The following is a 20,819-nucleotide window of genomic DNA, read 5'->3' as shown; positions in this document are numbered from 1 at the left end:
TTCGCCCGGGTACAGCATGGACCGGCGGACGCCGGGTCGTCACACTTACCACCTCCGCCGTTCGCGTGGTTTGGATCTTGCCCGGCCACACAGCGCGACGATGAGGCATCTTCGGGTCTCGGTGTGCCGGTGGTCACACCCGATGTGCTGAATTCAGGCCTTTTCGGCGGCCGCGAGCATCGCCCGGGTGACCACGGCGAGGTCGTCGTCAGTCGAAACGTAGGGCGGCATGGCGTACACGAGGTCGCGGAACGGCCGCAGCCAGGCGCCGTGCGCGGTGACGACCTCGGTGGCGACGGCCATGTCGACGGGGTGGTCGAGCTGCAGCACGCCGATCCCGCCCAGCACCCGCACATCGGTGACCGCGGGCAGATCGCGCGCCGGGGCCAGCCCGTCGAGCAGGGCCTTCTCGATCCGGGTGACGTCGTCGCGCCACCGGCCGCCGGCGAGCAGGCCGAGCGAGGCGTTGGCGACGGCGGAGGCGAGCGGGTTGCCCATGAAGGTGGGACCGTGCGCGAGAACGGGCAGTTCGCCGCGCGCGATCCCGGCGGCGACCTCCGGCGTGCACAGGGCGGCGGCCATGCTGAGGTAGCCCCCGGTGAGCGCCTTGCCGACGCACAGGACATCCGGCGTGACCCCCGCGTGCTCGGCGGCGAACAGCGCACCGGTGCGGCCGAAGCCGGTGGCGATCTCGTCGAAGACGAGGAGCACGTCGTGCGCCGCGGTGAGCTCCCGCAGGGCCCGCAGGTAGGCGGGGTGGTGGAACCGCATCCCCCCGGCCCCCTGCACGACGGGTTCGACGATCACGGCGGCGAGTTCGTCCCGGTGCCGCTCGATCCCAGCGGCCAATATGTCCACATAGGACGGATCGGGCGGGGTGTCGAAACCGGACGGCGGCGCGGGCACGAAGACCTGTTCGGGCAGGACACCGCGCCACAGCGAGTGCATGCCGCCGTCGGGGTCGCAGACGCTCATCGGGGTGAAGGTGTCCCCGTGGTAGCCACCCCGCCAGGTGAGCAGCTTCTGTTTGCCGGTCCGCCCGCGAGAACGCTGGTACTGCAGGCACATCTTCGCGGCGACTTCGACCGAGACGGAGCCGGAGTCGCAGAGGAAGACGTGTTCGAGCTCCTCGGGACTGAGGTCGACGAGGGTCTTGGCGAGGGTGATGGCGGGTTCGTGGGTGAGGCCCCCGAACATGACGTGGCTCATCCGCCCGGCCTGCTCGGCGAGGGCGGCGTCGAGCACGGGGTGCCGGTAGCCGTGAATGGCCGACCACCACGAGGACATGCCATCGACGAGCTCCCGCCCGTCGGCGAGCGTCAGCCGGACGCCACTGGCTTCGGTGACCAGCAGCGAAGGCACCTTGGCCGGCATGGGGGCGTAGGGGTGCCAGACGTGCCGGGCGTCGAGGGCGAGCAGGTCGGCGGAGTCCATCCGCCGACCCTACGACACTTTCGGGACCCTTTACCGAGGGCGTGGGGGTCGCCTCCGACGTCGCATCGGCCTCACAACCGGACCGGCAGCGTCTCCAAGCCGTGGACCAGCGAGCTCGGCCGGTACACCAGCTCGTCGGGCTTGGCGTCCAACGCGATGTCCGGGAACCGTTCCAGCAACCCGCCCAGTGCGATCTCCGCCTCGAGCCGGGCCAGGGGCGCGCCCACGCAGTAGTGGATCCCGTGCCCGAACGCCAGGTGCCCGCCGGCCGCGCGCGTGATGTCCAGCTTGTCCGGCTCCGGGTACCGCTCCGCGTCGCGGTTCGCGCCCAGCAGGGAAACCAGGACGAACTCGCCCTCCGGGATCGTCGTGCCGCCCACTTCCACCGGCTCGGCCGTGAACCGCAGCGTCGCCAGGTGGATCGGGCCGTCGAAGCGCAGGAACTCCTCCACCGCGCCCGGCAGCAGCTCCGGCTCCGCGCGCAGGCGGGCCAGCTGCTCCGGCTCGCGCAGCAGGGCCAGCACGCCGTTGGCGATCAGGTTGACCGTCGTCTCGTGGCCCGCCACCAGCAGCAGGAACGCCATCGACACGAGTTCGGGCTCGGACAGCGAATCGCCGTCGTCGCTCGCGTGCACCAGGTCCGACAGCAGGTCCTCGGCCGGCTCGGCGCGCTTCTGGGCGATCAGGCCGGTCAGGTAGGCGAACATGCTCCCCGCCGCGGCCTGCATCTCCTCCGGGCGCGCCGCCGCGCTCAGCAGCGTCTTGGACCAGCCGGAAAACTCCGTGCGGTCTTCTTCGCGCACCCCGAGCAGCTCGCAGATCACCGTGATCGGCAGCGGCGCGGCGAACGACGCCACCAGGTCGACCCGCTCCCTCCCGGCCAGCGCATCGAGCAGCTGCGCGGTGATCTCCTCGACCCGCGGCCGCAGCCGGGCCACCGTGCGCGCGGTGAACGCCTTGTTCACCAGTTTTCGCAGCCGCGTGTGGTCCGGCGGGTCGGAGTTGAGCATGTGCTGGCTGAGGTCCGCCCCGAAGGCGGTCATCCGGGCCTCCGGCGGCAGCTTCGCCTCGAACAGTTCGCGGATGCCCACGCTGTTCTTCAGCAGCCGCGGATCGGCCAGCAGCGCCCGCGCCTCCGCGAACCCGGTGACCAGGTAGCACGGCAGGCCCCGCGGTGGCAGCCGTACCCGGCGCACGGAGCCGCTCCCGCGCAGCATTTCCGCGAACAGGTGCGCGTCCTGGGCGAAGTCGTCCGCCACCTCGAGGATTTCGTCGCTGGTCACGTCAGCCCCCAAACTCACCGCGTCAGCGTTCGGCGAGTGCCGCCACGACGCGCTCGGTCACGTCCTGCCAGTATGCCCGCTGTTCCTCGCGTTCTTCCGCGCCCGCAAGCCTTTCTTGGTGGAACCTCAGCGTCGTCTTCGCCCCCGAGCCGCTCAGCCGCACCTGCACGGTGGAGTCGTGGTCCCAGTCGCTCGGCCGCCAGGTGAGCCGCACCCGGTCGCCGTCGACGAAGCTGCGGATCTCGCCGACCGTGCCGTTCTCGGTTTCGTACTCCGCGCCCGCTTCCCGGGGCAGCTCGACACCGGGGCCGAGCCAGATCGCGACGCCGTCCCGGCTGACCAGGAAGTCCCACACCGCCCCGGCGGGGTACGGCAAGGTGCGCGAAACGCCGATGTTCCACCCCACATCGGCCGTCTTCCCCACTGAAGAAGTCATGTCCTCATCCTCGCACCGGGTACGACAAAACCGGCGGGCGGCCTGGGTGGAGGATGGGAACCCGTGCGCTACCGCCCGATCTCCCCCGCCGTCCTCGCCGGCGAACTCACCGACCGCATCGACGCGCTCGGCGGGCCGCGGCTCGCGGTGGCCGTCGACGGCGCGGCGGGCGCGACCGAGACCGCGCAACTCGCCGACGCCCTGGTCGATCCGCTGCGCCTGCGCGGCCGCGCGACCCTGCGCGTGTCGGCCCGCGACTTCCTGCGCCCCGCGTCGCTGCGCTTCGAGCACGGCCGCACGAACCCCGACGCCCGCTACACCGATTGGCTCGACCTCGGCGCCCTCCGCCGCGAAGTCCTGGAGCCGCTGAAGGGTTCCGGCGAAGTCCTGCCGTCGCTGTGGGACGCCGAACGCGACCGCGCGACCCGCGCCGAGCGGGTGCCGCTGCCCGAAGGCGCGGTCGTGCTCCTCGACGGCGAGCTGCTCCTCGGCGCCGGGCTGGCCTTCGACCTGGCCGTGCACCTGTGGCTCTCCCCCGCCGCCCTGCGCCGCCGCGTGCCGGACGCCTGGGCGGTGCCGGCCTACGAGCGCTACGAGGAGGAGGTGGACCCCGGTTCGCTCGCCGACGTCGTCGTGCGCGTCGACGATCCCCGGCACCCGGCGCTGTACCTGCCTTAGCGGACGACCTGCCTCAGCGGACGACGGCCACCGGATCGCCGTCCAGCAGGCCGGACAGCCGGTCCGCCATGACGTCCCAGCGCCAGTTCGCCGTCACCCACGCCCGCCCGGCCTCGCCCATCCGGCGCGCGCGCACCGGGTCGGCCAGCAGGCTGGCCAGGGTCTCGCTCAGCTGGCCGACGTCCCGGCCCTCGACGACGTGCCCGGTGACCTCGTCCAGCACCGTCTCGGGCGCCCCGCCGGAGTTGCCGGCGACGACCGGCAGCCCGGTCGCCGAGGCTTCCAGGTAGACGATGCCGAGCCCTTCGACGTCGAGGCCCTTGCCGCGCGTGCGCGCGGGCATCGCGAAGACGTCGCCCGCGGCGTAGTGCGCCGGCAGCTCGGCCCACGGCACCGACCCGGTGAGCACGACGTCGCGCTCCAGGCCCAGCCCGGTGACCAGTTCGGAGAGCTTCTTGCGGTACGGGCCGCCGCCCACGATCAGCAGCGCCGCGTCCGGGACGCGCTCGCGGATCGACGGCAGGGCACGGATCAGCTGGTCCTGGCCCTTGCGCGGGACCAGCCGCGACACGCAGACGACGGTCGGCCGGTCGCCGAGGCCGTGCCGGGCGCGGATCTCCGCGCGCCCGGCCGGATCGGGCCGGTACACCCCGGTGTCGACCCCGGACGGCAGCAGCTCCAGCCCGGCCATGGCCCCGAAAGCCGCGGCGAACCGGCTTCGGGTGTACCGGCTGACGTAGGTGACGACGTCGGTGGTGTCGCCGATGCGCCGCAGCGCCTGCCGCGAGGCCGGGAGCATCGACCAGCCGACCTCGTGCCCGTGCGTCGACGCGACGACGCGGCGCGCCCCGGCCCGCCGCAGCGGGTGTCCCAGCAACGCGAGCGGCGCCGCCGCCCCGAACCAGACGGCTTCGCAGTCCCGCGCGCGCATGATCTGCTTCGCCCGGCGGAGCACGTCCGGCGTCGGCAGCATCAGCGACGTCGGGTGCCGGACGACCTCGAACGGCGCCTCGGCGTCGAACTCCTCGTGCGACCCGGTCCGCGACTCCCACGAAGGCGCGTAGACGACCAGGTCGTCCGCCGGCAGCCGGGTGGCGAGGGAGTTCAGGTAGTTCTGGATCCCCCCGGGCCGGGGTGGGAAGTCGTTGGTCACGAGCAGGGTCTTGAGCACGCCCCAAAGGCTAGCCAGCCACGACGGAGGGGCGGCACCGCGTGTGCGGTACCGCCCCTCCGGGGGTTCACTGCCCGTGGGTCACGCCGTCGGGCGGCGCGCTCCCGAGTACTGGCTCTGCAGCGGCGAGATCTTCACGACGTCACCGGTGTCGGGCGCGTGCACCATCTTGCCGTCGCCGATGTACATGCCGACGTGCGAAACCGGCGAGTAGAAGAACACGAGGTCGCCCGGCTGGAGCTGGTCCCGCGGCACCGCGGTGCCGAAGGTCGACTGCTCGCGGCTGGTCCGCGGGATGGTCAGCCCGGCCTGCCGGTACGCCCACGACGTCAGTCCCGAACAGTCGAAGTTGCTCGGGCCGGTGGCGCCGTACACGTACGGGCTGCCGAGCTTGCTCAGCGCGGCGTTGACCGCCGCCTGGGCGGCCGCGGTCGGGGCCTTGATGTTGGTGGGCGCGGCCCCGCCACGGTCCTTCTGGGCCGCCTTGTCCGACGTGCTGAGGTTCTTGTTGGCCGCCTCGAGCTGGTCGATCTGGTCCTGCAGCGTCTTCTGCTTGGCCTCGATGTCCTGGGTCAGCTTGGCCGCGGCGTCCCGCGCGTCCTGCGCGCGCTTCGCGGCGTCGCTGGCCTTGGCGGCCGCGTCGGTGGCCTGGCGGACGGCGCCGGTGAGGTTGCCCATCGCGGCGTTCTTGCCGGTCGCGAGCACCTCGAGCGCCGCGGAGCGGTCGAGGAAGTCCTGGGTGGACGTGCCCGCCAGCAGCGCCGACAGCTTGTTCAGCTGCACACCGCTGGTGAACGACGCACCGGCGAACTTGTCGACCTCGGTCTGGTACTTCTTCTGGCTCTCGGACGCCTGGACGGCCTGCTGCTTGGCCGCGGTGACGTCGGCGTTGGCCTTGTCGAGCTCGCCCTGCTTCTTCTTCAGGTCGTCCTTGGCCGACAGCAGGTCTTCGTTGAGCTTCTCGGCCTGGGCCGCGAGGTCGCGGTACTTGGCGAGGGCGTCGGAGCCGGTGGGTGGGGTCTGGAGCACGGGGACGGGGGCGGCGGTGGCCATCGGTTGGGCCACGGTGACGAGAGTGATCACCGAGGCCGCCGCGAGGGCACCTGAAACCACGCGCCTGAGGGAATGCGACTGCACGGTCGCGCGGGTCTCCTTTGCGTCTCGGCCGCCGACGGGGACCGGGGCACGAAGAGGTCGGGGATTCCTCTTCACCGCTGTCCCGCCGCCACTCGCTCGAACCGTGCGCTTTTGACATGCAAGAGCCGCAACAGGTGAAGCACGTGGTGGTGGTTCCGGTTCCCAGCTTCCCGACAAAGCTGCGTCCGGCGGCGATCCCGCGTCGCCGCCTCATCGACGGCCGGGGGCCACGAGATCTCGGACAGGTTACGAAAAGACCGCGACCGCGTCCACCACCTCTCCGCCAAAAACTCTGCGTGACGCTCCTGAACACCATCGGACCAGGGCGGGAGGAAAGGTGTGATGGCGGTTACACGCTGGGGTTTCTCCGGAGGGCTTTTCGACTACCGACCGTTCACCGATTCAATCGACCATTCGGCGCGCCGCCACGAAACGGTCGAAAAGTCACGCCGTGCGCCGGATCGGTTCTTCGACGAGCCGCAGCCGCGGCACCATCCCGGCTTCGGCCAGCGCGTCCACCGCGCGCCGCTCGTCGGCGTCCCACACCACGGCGGGTGGCGCGCCGAGCAGCACGCTCACCACGCAGTCGTGGCACGAGATGCCGCGCACCACGCAGCGGTCGCAGTCGACCACCAGGTTCTCGATGTCCGAAACGGAGATGTGCGAGACGTCCACGGGGGACAGCTCGGGGGTGCCGGTCATGTGGTCCTCCTCACGTCGGTGACTGACTGAGGAGGACGGTAGGCGCCACCACCGACAATTTCCGGCGTCAGACCCGCGAAAGGCGGCTGACCAGCACCGATGACGGCGCCGGGTGGGCGCCGCGGCCGCGCACCGAGTCCGCGACGGCGCGGTCCGACGTCGCGACGACCATCGGCCGCCCCGCGGGCTCGGCCGCGACGAGGTTGCGGATGACGTCGTCGGCCAGCACCCCGCGGTCGGAGAACAGCACCCGCACCCCGCGCGGCACCGAGGCCGGGACGGAGAGCACGCCGGCACCGTCGAAGACGACGGTGACCTCGGCGGACGTGCGCGCGGCCAGCGCCGACAGCTGGTGGATCAGCCGGTCGCGCTGGTCGGCGAGGGCGAGCTCCGGGTAGCCGGTTTTGGTGACGTTGTAGCCGTCGACGATCAGGTGCACGTTGGGCAGCGCCAGGTAGCGGTCCAGGGTGGACACGTCGGCGATCTTGCCGCCCTGGCCGGTGCCGGAACTGGCGCCGCGGACCATGTCCGCCGGGCGGGCGCCACGCGCGCCGAGGGCGAGCTCGCGGCGCAGACCGGTGACGGCGCCGTCGATGGTGTCGATGAGCAGCGCGAGCCGCACCTCGTCGGCCTGCCGGGCCTCCCGCGCGGACTGGCGGGCGATCTCGGCGTCGGCGACCGCGCGTTCGGCACGGGCGCGTTCGCCGGCGACGCGCTGGCGTTCGCGCTCGAGCTGGGCGGTCAGGGCGGCGATCTCGTCGTTGCGGGCGGCGGAGCCGCGTTCGGCCTCGGCGGACGCCGCCTCGGCCGCGTCCCTGGCCTGACGCAGCTGGACGCCTTGTTCGCGAAGGCGTTTCAGCAGCTTCTCGACTTCGCCCTCGCGCTCACCGCGGGCGTTTTCGGCGGCTTCTTTCGCCTCGGCGAGTTCGGCGCGGACCTGGGCGAGTTCGGCTTCGAGCCGCTGGCTGCGGGCGAGCGCGGCGTCGCGTTCGGCGCGCAGGGCGTTTTCCTCGGCGTTCCGGGCGACCAGCCGGACCCGCCCGGTGGCCCCGGACTCGCCGAGCAGGACCGCGGCGGCCGCGGCCGCGACGGAGTCGAGGGCGTTGGGGTCGAGGGCGTCGGTGCGGTGCTCGCGCAGCCACTCGATGACGGCGGTCCGGAACTGGGACGAGTCGGCCAGGGCCGCGAGCAGGGCGGCGCCGCCGAGCTTGGCGCGCTTGGCCGGGGCGAACTTGGCGACCGGCCGCAGCTGCCGGGGCACGTCGGTGGCGGGCAGCTTGGCGACGGCGGCCGCGGCGAGCTCGGCGATGCGGTCGCGCACCGGTTCGGGCAGCGCGGGCCAGGTGGCCGGTTCGGGATGTCCGGCCTGGTCAGCGGCCTCCTCGGCCGGCTCGGGGCGCGACGCGACACCCGAGGGACCGACGGGGTCCCCCGGCGGCTCCGGCACGAGCGGCTGCGGGTGCATTGGTCCAGGGTAGGCCCCGCTCCCGCATCCCGCCCCGCGCACCACACGGACCGGCGGCGCGCCGAAACTGTCGGTGGTCACGCCTACAGTCGCGCCCATGCGTTCGGTCCAGGCTCAGCTCGCGTTCGACGAGCTCGGAACTCCCTTGCGGGACACCACTTTCGTCGTCTTCGACCTCGAAACGACCGGGGCCCCGCCGGGGCCGTCCGGGATCACCGAGATCGGCGCGGTGAAGGTGCGCGGGGGCGAGGTGCTGGGCGAGTTCGCCACGCTGGTGAACCCGGGCGCACCGATCCCGCCGCAGATCGTCTCACTGACCGGGATCACCCAGGCCATGGTCTACGACGCCCCGCCGATCGAGGAGGTGCTGCCGGCGTTCCTGGAGTTCGTCGGGGGTGCGGTGCTGGTGGCGCACAACTCCGGCTTCGACACCTCGCACATGCGGGCGGCGTGCGAAGGGCACGGTTACGTGTGGCCGAAGCTGACGGTGGTGTGCACGGTCCGGCTGGCCCGGCGGGTGGTGCCGCGGGACGAGGTCGGGCGGTACAACCTGACGGCGCTGGCGCTGCTGTTCGGGGCGCGGACCCGGCCGACGCACCGCGCGCTGGACGACGCCCGGGCCACGGTCGACGTCCTGCACGGCCTGCTGGAGCGGGTCGGCAACCTGGGCGTCCACTCGCTCGAGGAGCTGATGGGGTACCTGCCCGAGGTGACCGTCGCCCAGCGGGCGAAACGGCACCTGGCGGCGGACCTGCCGTCGGCACCGGGCGTCTACCTGTTCAAGGGGCCGAAGGACGAGGTCCTGTACGTCGGCACGGCGAAGGACCTGCGGCGGCGGGTGCGGACGTACTTCACGGGATCGGAGAACCGCAGCCGGATCCGCGAGATGGTCGCGCTGGCCGAGGACGTCGACCACGTGGTGTGCGCGCACGCGCTGGAGGCAGAGGTCCGGGAGCTCCGGCTGATCGCGGCGCACCGGCCCGCGTACAACCGGCGGTCGAAGAACCGGCACCAGGGCTGGTGGATCGGCCTGACGGAGGAGGCGTTCCCGCGGCTGTCGGTGGTCCGCCTGCCGCGACCGGGGGTGCTGGGCCCGTTCCGCAACCAGGCGGACGCGCGGACGACGGCGGACACCCTGGCCGGAGCGTCCGGGCTGCGGACGTGCACGCAGCGGATCTCGCCGCGCTCGGCGAACGGGACCCCGTGCGTGCTGGCGGAGCTGGGGCGCTGCGGAGCACCGTGCGCGGGACGGCAGAGCGTGGAGGAGTACAGCCCGGCGGTCGAGTCGGTGTCGGGGCTGATCGCGGGCCGGGACGGCCGCCCCCTGCACACGGCGGCCGCGCACGTGGAGCGCCTGGCGGCGGGCCGGCACTACGAGCAGGCGGCCCGGCACCGCGACGAGCTGGCGGGCCTGATCCGGGCCCTGGGCCGCGCCCACCGCCAGGCGTCACTGGCGGCGATCGGCGAGCTGATCGCGGCCGCCCCGGACGGCGAAGGCGGCTGGGAGCTGTCGGTGATCCGCTACGGCCGCCTGGCCTCGGCCGGCGTCGCCCGCCGCGGCGTGCCGCCGATGCCGGTGGTGGAGGCCCTGGTGGCGTCGGCGGAGACGGTGCTGCCGGAGCCGGGCCCGCTGCACGGAGCGCCACCGGAGGAGGTCGGGGTGCTGCTGCGCTGGCTGGCCCGCCCAGGAGTCCGCCTGGTCCGCACCACCCGCCCCTGGGCCGAGCCGGCGGCGGTCGCGGGCTGGCGAGGCTGGCTGGACCTGGTCGCCGAGGCTCACTCCCTCGAACACCTCCACTGACCTCCGCCCACCCCTCTGCCCGCCTCCGGGGCCGAGCCGGGGCCGAGCCGGCGGCGGTCGCGGGGTGGCGAGGCTGGCTGAACCTGGTCGCCGAAGCCCACTCCCCCGAACATCTCCACTGCCCCCACCCCTCCGCCCGCCCCCGGGGGCCGAACCGGCGGCAGTCGCGGGCTGCACCCGCCCCACCCACCCTCTGCGGCCCTCACACGCCCAGAGGGTGGCCTCACGCCCCCACAGCGCCGGCTTCGCGTCCCACAGCGCCGGCTCGCCCCGACAGTCGGCTCGCGTACCTCGCGTGCCGGCCCGAGACCGACCCCGCGGGGCAACGATCCGACCGTCGGCGTACGCGGGCCGCCCGCTGAGGGAGGCGAGTGGTGACCTGCGCTCGCCCCACATCGCGGCGTGGGGCTCACTAGGATCGCGGGCGACACCCGCAGACGAGTCTTGGAGGACCCAGGTGATCACCGCGATCGTGTTGATCCAGGCAGAGGCGGACGCGATCCCGGACGCGGCGCAGGCGATCGCCGACATCGAGGGCGTCGGCGAGGTCTACTCGTGCGCCGGGGACGTCGACCTCATCGCCACGGTGCAGGTGTCCACGCACGAGGACCTGGCCGACCTGATCCCCGGCCGGATCGGGAAGGTGCCGGGCGTGCTGAACACCGTCACGCACATCGCGTTCCGGTCCTACAGCCGCACCGACACCGAATCGGCCTTCTCGATCGGCGTCGAGGACTAGCGCCCAATGTGGCCTTGGTTACGTCCAACGCACCGAAGACCGCCTTGGGCGCGTTGAGCGCACGAAGGCCACATTGGCCGCTTGGCACCCGTCAGAGCCTGGCTCCGCGACAGCAAGCAAGCCGCAGAAACGACGAAGGCCACCTCCCGCGGGAGGTGGCCTTCGGTCGTGAGTGGAGCTAGTGGTCCGTCTGCTTCGCGGCCGAGGCCGTCTCGGCGGAGTCGAACTCGCCGTGCTGCCCGTGCTGGCCGTTCTCGGCACCGGAGTGCCCGTTGCCGTTGGCCCGCTGCAGGGCCGCGGTCTCCTCGGCCGGGTCCGGGGACCAGAGCGTGCCCGGCACGGCGTGACCGGCCGAACCCAGCTTGTTCATCTTCTTCGGCACCGAGGCGCCCTGGTACTCGAGCGGGATCGCGTGGCCGTGGCTGTCGACGCCGCCCAGCGGCTGGTGGATCTCGATGAACTCACCGTGCGGCAGCCGCTTGATGATGCCCGTCTCGACACCGTGCTCCAGCACCTCGCGGTCGGCCCGCTGCAGGCCCAGGCAGATGCGGTAGGTGAAGTAGTAGGCCAGCGGCGGCACGATCAGGACGCCGATGCGGCCCGCCCACGTCGTCGCGTTCAGGGAGATGTCGAACTGGTCGGCGATGATGTCGTTGAAGCCCGACAGCTCGATGACCATGAAGAAGCCCAGCGCCATCGCGCCCAGCGCCGTGCGGACCGGGGTGTCCCGGGGCCGCTGGAGCAGGTTGTGGTGCGCGGTGTCCTTGGACAGCTTCCGCTCGATGAACGGGTAGCCCAGCAGCAGGCCGAACAGGATCGGCATCCCGACCGCGCCGGGGAAGAACACCGCCGGGATCGTGTAGTTCCCGAGGTAGACCTCCCACGCCGGCCAGATCCGGAGCATGCCGTCGGCCCAGGCCATGTACCAGTCGGGCTGCGAGCCCGCCGACACCTGCGCCGGGTTGTACGGGCCGAAGTTCCACACCGGGTTGATCTGGAACAGGCCCGACATCAGCGCCAGCACGCCCACGACCAGGGTGAAGAACGCCCCGCCCTTGAGCGCGAAGTACGGCATGATCCGGACGCCGACGACGTTGGTCTCCTTGCGGCGCACGCCCGGGAACTGCGTGTGCTTCTGGTACCAGACCAGCGCCAGGTGCGCCCCGACCAGGGCCAGCATGATGCCCGGGAGCAGCAGGATGTGCAGCGTGTACAGCCGCGGGATGATCTGGTCGCCGGGGAACTCCCCGCCGAACAGCGCCCAGTGGATCCAGGTGCCGGCCACCGGCACCGAGAGCACGATGCCCGACAGCGTCGCGCGGATACCGGTACCGGAGAGCAGGTCGTCCGGCAGCGAGTAGCCGAAGAAGCCCTCGAAGCAGCCCAGGATCAGCAGCAGGCCGCCGATCACCCAGTTCGCCTCACGCGGCCGCCGGAACGCGCCGGTGAAGAAGATGCGCAGCATGTGGACGGCCATGGAGGCGACGAAGATCAGCGCGGCCCAGTGGTGCAGCTGGCGCATGAACAGGCCGCCGCGGACGTCGAACGAGATGTCCAGCGTCGTGCGGAACGCCTGGGACATCTCCAGGCCCTTCATGTTCTCGAAGCTGCCCTGGTAGACGACCTCCTGCATGGAGGGGTCGAAGAACAGCGTCAAGTACACACCGGTGAGCAGCAGGATGATGAAGCTGTAGAGCGCGATCTCGCCCAGCAGGAACGACCAGTGGGTCGGGAACACCTTGTTCATCTGGTGCCGCAGGCCCTTGGCCAGGTGGTACCGCTGGTCGGCGTTGTTCGCGGCCTCGCCCAGGTGCCGCTCGACAGCGCTCGAGCCCTTGGTCGGCGTGGTGAGTGAACTCATGACTTACGCTCCCAAAAGGCCGGACCGATGGCCTCGATGAAGTCGCCTCGCGCGATCAAGTATCCCTCTTCGTCCACCGTGATCGGTAGCTGGGCCAGCGGACGGGTCGCCGGGCCGAAGATCGGCTTGGCGTAGTGGAGGGCGTCGAACTGCGACTGGTGGCACGGGCACAGGATGCGGTTGGTCCGCTGCTCGTACAGGGAGGTCGGGCAGCCGACGTGGCTGCAGATCTTCGTGTACGCGTAGTAGTCGCCGAAGTTGAAGTCCTCCTGGCCGGCCCGCTTGACCACCTTGGCGGCGTCGGTCGGGCGCAGGCGGATCAGCATGACCGGGTTGTCGACCCGGGTCAGCGCCTTGGCCAGCGCTTCGGCGTCGTTCCGCTCGGACTCGTGGAACGGGAACACCGTTTCCATCGCGCCCGCGTCGAGGTCCTCGGCCTTGACCAGGGAGATCTCGGTTTCCTTGCCGTGCTCGACCTCGACCGGCTTGCCGGTGGCCCGGCGCATGTAGACCTTCTCGCCCGGGTAGAGGGGCTGCCAGCCGGTGTGCCACAGCGAGTCGCGGGACTCGCTGTCCTTCCACGGGTTCTTGATGAAGGACGCGATCGGCAGCGCCGCGGCCGCGAGGCCGAGCGCACCCGCACCGGCGATCGCCGAGCGCTTGATCAGCGAGCGGCGGGCGATGGTGCTGCGGCTCCCGGCGTCGGCCAGGTGCGCCAGGATCGTCTGGCGGTCGACCTCGGGCGAGCCCTCGCCGCCGGCGTCGCTGCGCTGCTGCACCGCGACCTCGGCGGGCACGAACTTCTTCGTGTACAGGATCACGCCGATGCCCAGGCCGAGGATGGCCAGGCCGAGCGTGAGGCCCAGCATCGGGGTGTAGAGGCTGTACCAGAAGTGGCCGCTCTCGTTGTCCGGCGCCTCGTACTGCCACGGCCACCAGATCAGCGAGACGACGAACCCGATCCCGGCCAGCGCGGACAGGCCGAACCAGAACGCGACCAGGCGCTCGGCCCGCTTCTCCGCGCGGGTGCCCTCCACGGGCCACGGAGTCGGGTACTCGACGAGCTCGACGCCGTCGAGCTGCCCGCCCAGCTTGACCAGCTGGTCCCGGTCCATCTCAGCCAGTTCCGCCTCCGTCGGCGGCTTCGGCCCCTCGGCACTCATGCCTTCGATCCAATCCACAACGTCACGCCGATCAGCGCGGCGATCCCGACGATAAAGGCGATGACGCCCTCCGAAGCGGGGCCGACCCCGCCGAGGCCGTTACCACCCGGGTCATTGTTGCCGTCCGACACCGACTTCACGTAGGCGACGATGTCCTTCTTCTCCTTCGGCGACAGCTGCCGGTCGGAGAACTTCGGCATGTTCTGCGGGCCGGTGAGCATGGCCGTGTAGATCTGCTCTTCGCTGGCCGGGTCCAGGTTCGGCGCGTACTTGCCCGCCGACAGCGCACCGCCGCGGCCGGTGAAGTTGTGGCACGACGCGCAGTTGAGGCGGAACAGCTCGCCACCGCGGGCCGGGTCGTCGCCGCGCAGGGCCTCGCCCTTCTCGGCGGGGCGCTGGACGCCGCCGCCGTGCGCCTGGATGTAGGCGCCGACCGCGTCGATCTCGGCCTCGGTCAGCTTCGGCGGCTTCCGCTCGATCTGCGCCTCCTGGCGCGCGGCGGGCATCCGGCCCGAAGAAGTCTGGAAGTACACCGCGGCGTCGCCGATGCCGATCAGGCTCGGCCCGCGGTCCTGCACGCCCTCGAGGTTCGCGCCGTGGCAGGCGATGCAGGTGTTGTTGTAGACCTGCTCGCCGAGGCGCAGCTGCGCCGGCGTGCCCTGGGCCTGCGCGGTCTGCGGCTCCGGGGCGAACACGGCGTACAGGGCGCCGGCGCCCACCAGCGCGATGCCGAGCGCGAGCAGGCCGGCGAACCGCCTCCGCAGCTTCGACCGCGCGCGGTAGCGGCGCTCCGAGGACTTGGTGCTGGTGGTCATCTTGCGGCAACCCTTGCTGTCAGTTCAGGCCGATGGTGAAGGTGGTGGCGGCTGAGTGGACCTACGGAAGGAGGTAGATCACACCGAAGAGGCCGACCCACACGATGTCGACGAAGTGCCAGTAGTAGGACACGACGATCGCCGACGTGGCCTGGGCGGGCGTGAACTTGCTCAGTTTCGTGCGGATGAGCAGGTACACGAAGGCGACGAGCCCGCCGATGACGTGCAGGCCGTGGAACCCCGTGGCGAGGTAGAAGACCGTGCCGAACGGGCCGGACGGGATCGTCATCCCCTCTTCCACCAGGTTGTGGTACTCGTTGGCCTGGCCGCCGACGAAGATCGCGCCCATGATCAACGTGATGATGTACCAGCGGCGCAGCCCGTAGACGTCACCGCGCTCCGCGGCGAACACCCCGAACTGGCAGGTCAGCGAGGACAGCACGAGGATCACCGTGAACGGGATCGCGTACGCCACGTTGAGGTGGAAGTCCTCCCCGTGCAGGCGCGGCGGCCAGGTCTCCCCGACCGGGTTCTGCGCCTTGACGGTGAAGAACATCGCGAACAGTCCGGCGAAGAACATCAGCTCGCTGGAAAGCCACACGATGGTGCCGACACTGACCATGTTCGGCCGGTTCAGCGAGTGGACCCGCTGACTGATGGTGGGAGCTGCCGTTGTCACGCGTCGCATTATGTCCTCTCGCACCGCCGCTCCGCCGGGTGGGTCCACGGCGAGCCGTCTGCGTAACCGATCACACCGGATGCCCGGGAAGGTGAGAGCTACTCATGGGTTTACTCGACCGCCTGCTTGACCTGGTCAAGAAGCGGGAAACGCCCGGTCTGACGCCTGACACGCCGGGACTGGAGATCGTCGCCGAGGCCTTCGACCCGGTCGTCGCGGACTCCGCCGTGCTCGCCGGTTCACCCGCATGGGTCGCCGCGGCACCGGCCGTCCTGCGGCACCACCTGCTCCTGCCGCCGGACCGGCTCGCCGAGGCGGCGTCGATCCTCGCCCAGGACGGCTACGAGCTGCGGGAACAGTCCGCGGAAGGCGAGCTGGCGCGGGTGCACGCGGTCCGCGTCCAGGTGCTCGACGCGCTGCACTGCGCCCAGGAACGGTCCCGGATGGCGGGTCTCGCGCAACGATTGGGCGGCGACGCGCTGGGCTGGGACGCGCTCCAGCCGGAGCCGACCGCGTGATGTCGGTCTCGGCCGATACGATCGGGGCGCGAGTAGTGCGGCGATACAGACGGAGGCGTGCTCAATGGGCGAGCGGTCGATGCGGGTCCTGGTGTTCAGCCACAAGCCGGAGGTGCGCGAGGCGATCGTGAACGCGGTCGGCAGGCGGCCCGCCGCGGACCTGGCGCGCGTGGACTACGTCGAGGCGGCCGGCATCGCCGACGTGCTGTCCGAGGTCGACGCGGGGAACGTCGACCTCGCGATCCTCGACGGCGAGGCGCAGCCGACCGGCGGCATCGGCCTCTGCCGCCAGCTCAAGAGTGAAATCGCCGACTGTCCCCCGATCGTGGTCGCGGTGCGGCGCAGGGACGACCGGTGGCTGGCCACTTGGTCGCAGGCGGACGCCGTGCTGGTGCACCCGCTGGACCCGCTGACCGCCGCGGAGACCGTCGCCGACGTGCTGCGCGCGCGACGGGTCCCCGTCGTGAACGGCTGAGCCCGGTGACCACTCCGGTCCCCCGCACCTGGCCACCCCTGCTCAAGCAGCTCGTCGCGGGCGTCGACCTCTCCGCGGAGGACACGGCGTGGGCGATGGACCAGATCATGAGCGGGGCCGCGAGCCCGGCCCGGATCGCCGGGTTCGCGGTGGCGCTGCGCGCCAAGGGCGAGACGCCCGAGGAGATCGCCGGCATGGCGGCCACGATGCTGGCGCACGCCCGGCGGGTCGAGCTGGACCGCCCGGCGGTCGACATCGTCGGCACGGGTGGCGACGGCTCCAACTCCGTGAACATCTCGACGATGGCGACGATCGTCACGGCGGCGGCCGGCGCGCCGGTGGCCAAGCACGGCAACCGCAGCGCGTCGTCGAAGTCCGGCGCGGCCGACGTCCTCGAGGCGCTCGGCGTCCGGATCAGCCTGCCGCCGGAGGACGTGCAGCGCAGCCTCGCCGAGGTCGGCATCGGGTTCTTCCTGGCCTCGGCGTTCCACCCGGCGCTGCGGCACGCCGGCCCGGTGCGCAGCGAGCTCGGCATCCCGACGACGTTCAACCTGCTCGGCCCGCTGACCAACCCGGCCCAGCCGGGCGCCGCGCTGATCGGCTGCGCGTACGCCGACAAGACGCGGGTGCTGGCGGAGACGTTCGCCCGGCGCGGCACCCGGGCCCTGGTGGTCCGCGGCGACGACGGCCTCGACGAGATCACCACGACGACGACGTCGACCGTGTGGGTCGTCTCCGACGGCACGGTCACCGAGCGCGGCTTCGACCCGGCGTCCCTGGGCATCGCCCGCGCGACGGCGGACGACCTGCGCGGCGGCGACGCGGCGGCGAACGCGGCGGTGGTCCGCGACCTGGTGGGCGGCAAGCCGGGCCCGGTCCGCGACGCCGTCCTGATCAACGCGGCGGCCGCGTTGACCGCCTTCACCGGCTTCTCGGAGTCCCTGGAGGACGATCTGCGGGCCGGTCTGACGCGGGCGGCCGAGGCCATCGACTCGGGTGCCGCCGCCGCGCTGCTGGACCGCTGGATCGCCTTCAGCTGACCCGCTCGCCCGCCGGCGGCCGGTCGGCCGGCTTGTCCTGCGCGGCGGGCTTGCCGCGTCGGGGGGCCAGCGCGGCCGCCAGGACCGCGAGCATGCCCAGCGCCTCCGGCCAGCTCGGCCGGTGCCCGTAGAAGGCGATGTCGACCAGCACGGCCACCACCGGGTACAGGTACGACAGCAGCGCCACCGTCGTGGTCGGCAGCTTGCCGATGCTCGCGTACATCAGCACGTACATCAGTGCCGTGTGGACGGTGCCGAGCAGGACCAGCCAGAGCAGCCCCGAGGTCGTCGTGGGCAGCGGCGTCACCAGCAGCAGCGGGGCCAGCACGAGCGCACCCACCGTCGTCTGCACGGCGGCCAGGAGGTGCGGGCGAATGTGCTTCAGCTGCTTCGCGACGAAGGACGCTCCCGCGTACAGCACGGCCGCGCCGAGCGCGAGGCCGATGCCGGCCAGCTGCACGGGCTTGCCGTCCTCGCCGTGGGCGGACAGCGAGATCAGCGCCACGCCGCCGAACGCGATCCCGGCTCGGGCCAGGTGGCTCTTGGCGACCTTCTCGCCGAGGAAGGCCGCCGCCAGGCCGACCAGGACCAGCGGCTGGGTGTGGTAGACGACCGTGCTGACCGAGATGGACGACAGCGCGTACGACGCGAACAGCAGCACCCAGTTGCCGACCAGGAACAGCCCGCCCAGCACGGCGAGGCCGAGGTCGCGGCGGGACGGCCGCCAGGCCCGCAGCCAGCCGCGGGAGAGGCACCAGAGCACCAGCAGCGCACCCCCGACGAAGCAGCGGGCGAAGGCCACCGCCGGCGCGGCCGCGCCGCTCTCGAGGACGACCGCACCGATCGTGCCGGACATCGCCATCGCCGCGGACCACTGGAGCAGCGGGCGGGTTTCCGAGTTCGTCATGGCGACCAGGTTCGTCCGGTTCGCGTCGCCCAACCAGTGTCAGAGATGACAATGGCCGCAAAACTTGTGACACACTGGCCGCCATGGACGTCAACCGCGTCGCCGTCGTGCTCGCCGACCGCGTTTCGCCGTTCGAGCTGGGGGTCGCGTGCGAGGTGTTCGGCACCGACCGCACGGCCGACGGCATCGAGGGCTGGGACTTCGCCGTCTGCTCGCCGGGTGGAGCCGAGGTCGAGAGCTGGTCCGGGTTCGGGCTGTCCCGCCTGCGGGACATGGACTTCGCGGCGTCGGCGGACCTGCTGATCGTGCCGACGTGCGCGCCACGGACCGCGCCGCCGCCGGAACCGGTGCTGGACGTCCTGCGCGACGCGGCCGCCCGCGGCGCGTGGGTGGCCGGGTTCTGCGCGGGCGTGTTCTCCCTGGGCTACGCCGGGCTGCTCGACGGCCGCCGCTGCACGGTCCACTGGGTGTACGAGGCGGAGTTCCGCGCCCGCTTCCCGGCGGCCCAGGTGGACCCGCAGGCGCTCTACGCCGACGACGGCGGCATCCTGACCAGCGCGGGCACGGTGGCGGCGGTCGACCTGTGCCTGCACCTGGTCCGCCGGCTGCGCGGCGTCGCGGCGGCCACGACGCTGGCCCGGCGGATGGTCGCGGCCCCGCACCGCGCGGGCGGCCAGGCGCAGTTCGTCCAGGCACCGGTCCCGGCGACCGCCGCGGGCGACGACGCCGTGGTCGCCGAGGCCCTGGAATGGGTGGAGCGGCGGCTGGACCAGCCGTTCACGGTGGCGGAGCTGGCCCGCCGCAGCGGCCTCGGCGAGCGGACGTTCCTGCGCCGCTTCTCGGCGGCGACGGGCACCACGCCGCACCGCTGGCTGACCGAGCGGCGGCTGGACCGGGCGCAGGCGCTGCTGGAGGAGGGTCGCCTCTCGGTCGAGGACATCGCGGTGGCCTGCGGATACGCCTCCGCGGCGGCGCTGCGGCACCAGTTCAGCCGCCTGCGGGGGACGAGCCCGTCGTCCTACCGGACGGCGTTCCGCGGTTGAGAACGAAAACCGGCCGCCACGCGGTGAGCGTGACGGCCGGTTCCGGAAACGAGGGTCAGTCGTGCGACGGGCCCGTGTGGTACTCGAACACCAGCCCGCCGATGGTGATGAGCAGCGCGACCAGCGCGATGACCAGCAGCCAGATGTGGAAGAACGCCAGGGCCACGGCCGCGAGCGCCGCGGTGGCCGCCATGCCGATCGGCCAGTAGCTGCCCGGGCTGAAGAAGCCCAGCTCGCCCGCGCCGTCGCTGATCTCGGCGTCTTCGCGGTCTTCCGGGCGCGGCTCGATGCGGCGGGCGACGAACTGCATGTAGCTGCCGGCCAGGAACGCGAGACCACCGGTGAGGAACAGCGCGACGATGCCCACCGGCTCGGCGCCGTGGGTCGCGGCCAGCGCGGTCCACACCCAGTACACGGCCGCCATGAACACGGCGAAGATCGCCACGATGAAGAAGATGCGGGCTTCGACCTTCATGGGTCTGTCCTACTCCTGTTGTCTCGGCGGCGTCAGTTGGACGCGGTCCGCGCGGTGCGGTCGGTGTTGAACGGCTGGGTGGTGACCGCGTGCGGGGTGCACAGCTCGCCGCAGTTCATCTTCGCCAGCGCTTCGGCCGCGGTGAACGTCTGGCCGGTGGCCGGGTTCACCTGCTTGCGCAGCTCGATGTACTGGTCGTACTTGTCCGGCGACAGCGCCCGGACCTCGAAGTTCATCACCGCGTGGTAGGTGCCGCACAGCTCCGCGCACCGGCCGACGAAGGAGCCTTCGCGGTCGATCTTGTTCTGGAAGGAGCTGTCCTGGTTGTTCTTCTCCGGGTTCGGCATGACGTCCCGCTTGAAGTGGAACTCCGGTACCCAGAAGGAGTGGATGACGTCGGTGGAGACCAGGTCGTACTGGATGGTCTTGCCGACCGGGAGCACCAGCAGCGGGATCTCGCCGGACGAGCCGACCGTGCTGACCTGGCCGCTGCCGTCGGGCTTCGCCGCGTTGGCGTCCTCGTACTTGAACTCCCAGTTCCACTGGAAGGCCACGACCTGGACCTTGACGTCCGGGTTGGGCACCTTGTCGAGGACCTTCGACTCCGTCGTCGCGGTGAAGAAGAACAGGACGCAGACCATGATCGTCGGGACGACGACCGTGAAGAGCTCGAGCGGGATGTTGTACTGGAACTGCCGGGGCAGCTCCTCCGGCTCGCCGTCGACCGTCTTCTTCTTGCGGTGGAACGTCGCGGTCCAGAAGATCAGGCCCCACACGATGACGCCGACGACCAGCGCCGCGACCACCGTCCAGGTCCACAGGTTCCGCATGTCGGTGGCCTGCTGCGTGACGCCGACCGGCCAGCCGAACCGCAGGATCTCGTCGCCGGAGCAGCCCGTCGCGGTCAGCGCGACCAGCACGGCCAGCGCGGCTACGCGCACGGTCCGCTTCCCCAGGGTGCGCTCGGGTTGTCCCACTGCGCCTCGCCCTTTCACCC

General features: G+C 71.8%; 21 protein-coding genes. 7 read left to right on the top strand and 14 right to left on the bottom strand.

Annotated features, from left to right (window positions below; genetic code table 11):
• Positions 1 to 153: 153 nt before the first annotated feature.
• From DV20_RS17665 to DV20_RS17655, 3 genes are all read right to left on the bottom strand, one after another.
• Positions 154 to 1,434: an adenosylmethionine--8-amino-7-oxononanoate transaminase gene (locus tag DV20_RS17665; RefSeq protein WP_043781573.1), complete on the bottom strand. Its 1,281-nt coding sequence runs from the start codon at positions 1,432 to 1,434 to the stop codon at positions 154 to 156.
• 71 nt (positions 1,435 to 1,505) lie between these two features.
• Positions 1,506 to 2,717, bottom strand: coding sequence for a cytochrome P450 family protein (locus DV20_RS17660; RefSeq protein ID WP_043781572.1), 1,212 nt, complete (start codon positions 2,715 to 2,717; stop codon positions 1,506 to 1,508).
• 22 nt (positions 2,718 to 2,739) lie between these two features.
• Complete coding sequence (locus DV20_RS17655; protein WP_200876453.1) at positions 2,740 to 3,153, bottom strand: SRPBCC family protein; 414 nt, start codon at positions 3,151 to 3,153, stop codon at positions 2,740 to 2,742.
• A gap of 63 nt (positions 3,154 to 3,216) precedes the next feature.
• Between DV20_RS17655 and DV20_RS17650 the strand changes: the two genes are divergently transcribed.
• On the top strand, positions 3,217 to 3,831 hold the full coding sequence (locus DV20_RS17650) for a nucleoside/nucleotide kinase family protein (RefSeq protein WP_043781567.1): 615 nt from the start codon (positions 3,217 to 3,219) through the stop codon (positions 3,829 to 3,831).
• 13 nt (positions 3,832 to 3,844) lie between these two features.
• Here the strand turns inward: DV20_RS17650 and DV20_RS17645 are convergent, their stop codons facing one another.
• From DV20_RS17645 to DV20_RS17630, 4 genes are all read right to left on the bottom strand, one after another.
• Complete coding sequence (locus DV20_RS17645; RefSeq protein WP_200876452.1) at positions 3,845 to 5,002, bottom strand: glycosyltransferase family 4 protein; 1,158 nt, start codon at positions 5,000 to 5,002, stop codon at positions 3,845 to 3,847.
• A gap of 81 nt (positions 5,003 to 5,083) precedes the next feature.
• Entirely contained in the window at positions 5,084 to 6,139 is a 1,056-nt protein-coding gene (locus tag DV20_RS17640; protein WP_235190864.1) for a C40 family peptidase, read from the bottom strand.
• 444 nt (positions 6,140 to 6,583) lie between these two features.
• Positions 6,584 to 6,841 carry a hypothetical protein gene (locus DV20_RS17635; RefSeq protein ID WP_043781565.1) on the bottom strand — a complete coding sequence of 86 codons (258 nt, stop codon included), beginning with the start codon at positions 6,839 to 6,841 and terminating at the stop codon, positions 6,584 to 6,586.
• Between the two features lie 67 nt (positions 6,842 to 6,908).
• Positions 6,909 to 8,306, bottom strand: a complete 1,398-nt coding sequence (locus tag DV20_RS17630; RefSeq protein WP_043781563.1) for an NYN domain-containing protein — start codon at positions 8,304 to 8,306, stop codon at positions 6,909 to 6,911.
• A gap of 97 nt (positions 8,307 to 8,403) precedes the next feature.
• Here DV20_RS17630 and DV20_RS17625 point away from each other — a divergent pair, with 97 nt between their 5' ends.
• Positions 8,404 to 10,107 carry a DEDD exonuclease domain-containing protein gene (locus DV20_RS17625; protein ID WP_043781560.1) on the top strand — a complete coding sequence of 568 codons (1,704 nt, stop codon included), beginning with the start codon at positions 8,404 to 8,406 and terminating at the stop codon, positions 10,105 to 10,107.
• A 457-nt stretch (positions 10,108 to 10,564) separates the two neighbouring features.
• Positions 10,565 to 10,846: an Lrp/AsnC family transcriptional regulator gene (locus DV20_RS17620; RefSeq protein WP_043781558.1), complete on the top strand. Its 282-nt coding sequence runs from the start codon at positions 10,565 to 10,567 to the stop codon at positions 10,844 to 10,846.
• A 178-nt stretch (positions 10,847 to 11,024) separates the two neighbouring features.
• Here DV20_RS17620 and qcrB read toward each other — a convergent pair whose 3' ends face one another.
• The 4 genes from qcrB to ctaE all read right to left on the bottom strand — a co-directional run bounded on the left by qcrB (position 11,025) and on the right by ctaE (position 15,373).
• A complete protein-coding gene (qcrB, locus tag DV20_RS17615; protein ID WP_043781557.1) occupies positions 11,025 to 12,707 on the bottom strand; it encodes a cytochrome bc1 complex cytochrome b subunit in 1,683 nt (560 codons plus the stop codon).
• A complete protein-coding gene (qcrA, locus tag DV20_RS17610; protein ID WP_043781555.1) occupies positions 12,704 to 13,870 on the bottom strand; it encodes a cytochrome bc1 complex Rieske iron-sulfur subunit in 1,167 nt (388 codons plus the stop codon). Before qcrA ends, qcrB begins: the two co-directional genes overlap by 4 nt.
• A complete protein-coding gene (gene qcrC / locus DV20_RS17605; RefSeq protein ID WP_043781554.1) occupies positions 13,867 to 14,685 on the bottom strand; it encodes a cytochrome bc1 complex diheme cytochrome c subunit in 819 nt (272 codons plus the stop codon). Before qcrC ends, qcrA begins: the two co-directional genes overlap by 4 nt.
• A 61-nt stretch (positions 14,686 to 14,746) precedes the next feature.
• Positions 14,747 to 15,373, bottom strand: coding sequence for an aa3-type cytochrome oxidase subunit III (gene ctaE / locus DV20_RS17600; protein ID WP_043781552.1), 627 nt, complete (start codon positions 15,371 to 15,373; stop codon positions 14,747 to 14,749).
• A 95-nt stretch (positions 15,374 to 15,468) separates the two neighbouring features.
• Here ctaE and DV20_RS17595 point away from each other — a divergent pair, with 95 nt between their 5' ends.
• The 3 genes from DV20_RS17595 to trpD all read left to right on the top strand — a co-directional run bounded on the left by DV20_RS17595 (position 15,469) and on the right by trpD (position 17,397).
• The gene (locus tag DV20_RS17595) at positions 15,469 to 15,882 is read left to right on the top strand and encodes a hypothetical protein (RefSeq protein WP_043781549.1); all 414 of its coding nucleotides are present in this window, start codon (positions 15,469 to 15,471) and stop codon (positions 15,880 to 15,882) included.
• Between the two features lie 64 nt (positions 15,883 to 15,946).
• Complete coding sequence (locus DV20_RS17590; protein ID WP_043781548.1) at positions 15,947 to 16,357, top strand: response regulator; 411 nt, start codon at positions 15,947 to 15,949, stop codon at positions 16,355 to 16,357.
• Positions 16,358 to 16,362: 5 nt separating this feature from the next.
• Entirely contained in the window at positions 16,363 to 17,397 is a 1,035-nt protein-coding gene (trpD, locus tag DV20_RS17585; RefSeq protein ID WP_043781546.1) for an anthranilate phosphoribosyltransferase, read from the top strand.
• On the opposite strand, the gene DV20_RS17580 is transcribed toward trpD, so the two are convergent.
• Positions 17,390 to 18,304, bottom strand: coding sequence for a DMT family transporter (locus tag DV20_RS17580; RefSeq protein ID WP_043781662.1), 915 nt, complete (start codon positions 18,302 to 18,304; stop codon positions 17,390 to 17,392). The two genes, trpD and DV20_RS17580, sit on opposite strands and share 8 nt — an antisense overlap.
• 83 nt (positions 18,305 to 18,387) lie before the next feature.
• Here DV20_RS17580 and DV20_RS17575 point away from each other — a divergent pair, with 83 nt between their 5' ends.
• On the top strand, positions 18,388 to 19,347 hold the full coding sequence (locus DV20_RS17575; protein ID WP_043781542.1) for a GlxA family transcriptional regulator: 960 nt from the start codon (positions 18,388 to 18,390) through the stop codon (positions 19,345 to 19,347).
• A 55-nt stretch (positions 19,348 to 19,402) separates the two neighbouring features.
• On the opposite strand, the gene DV20_RS17570 is transcribed toward DV20_RS17575, so the two are convergent.
• Positions 19,403 to 19,822, bottom strand: coding sequence for a cytochrome c oxidase subunit 4 (locus tag DV20_RS17570; protein WP_043781541.1), 420 nt, complete (start codon positions 19,820 to 19,822; stop codon positions 19,403 to 19,405).
• 32 nt (positions 19,823 to 19,854) lie between these two features.
• Positions 19,855 to 20,799, bottom strand: a complete 945-nt coding sequence (ctaC, locus tag DV20_RS17565; RefSeq protein ID WP_043781539.1) for an aa3-type cytochrome oxidase subunit II — start codon at positions 20,797 to 20,799, stop codon at positions 19,855 to 19,857.
• Positions 20,800 to 20,819: the final 20 nt, after the last annotated feature.

The sequence above is a fragment of the Amycolatopsis rifamycinica genome, assembly GCF_000695625.1.
Lineage (GTDB): Bacteria > Actinomycetota > Actinomycetes > Mycobacteriales > Pseudonocardiaceae > Amycolatopsis > Amycolatopsis rifamycinica.
The sequence above is the reverse complement of the archived record's forward strand: the minus strand, read 5'-3'. Positions and strand labels throughout refer to the sequence as shown.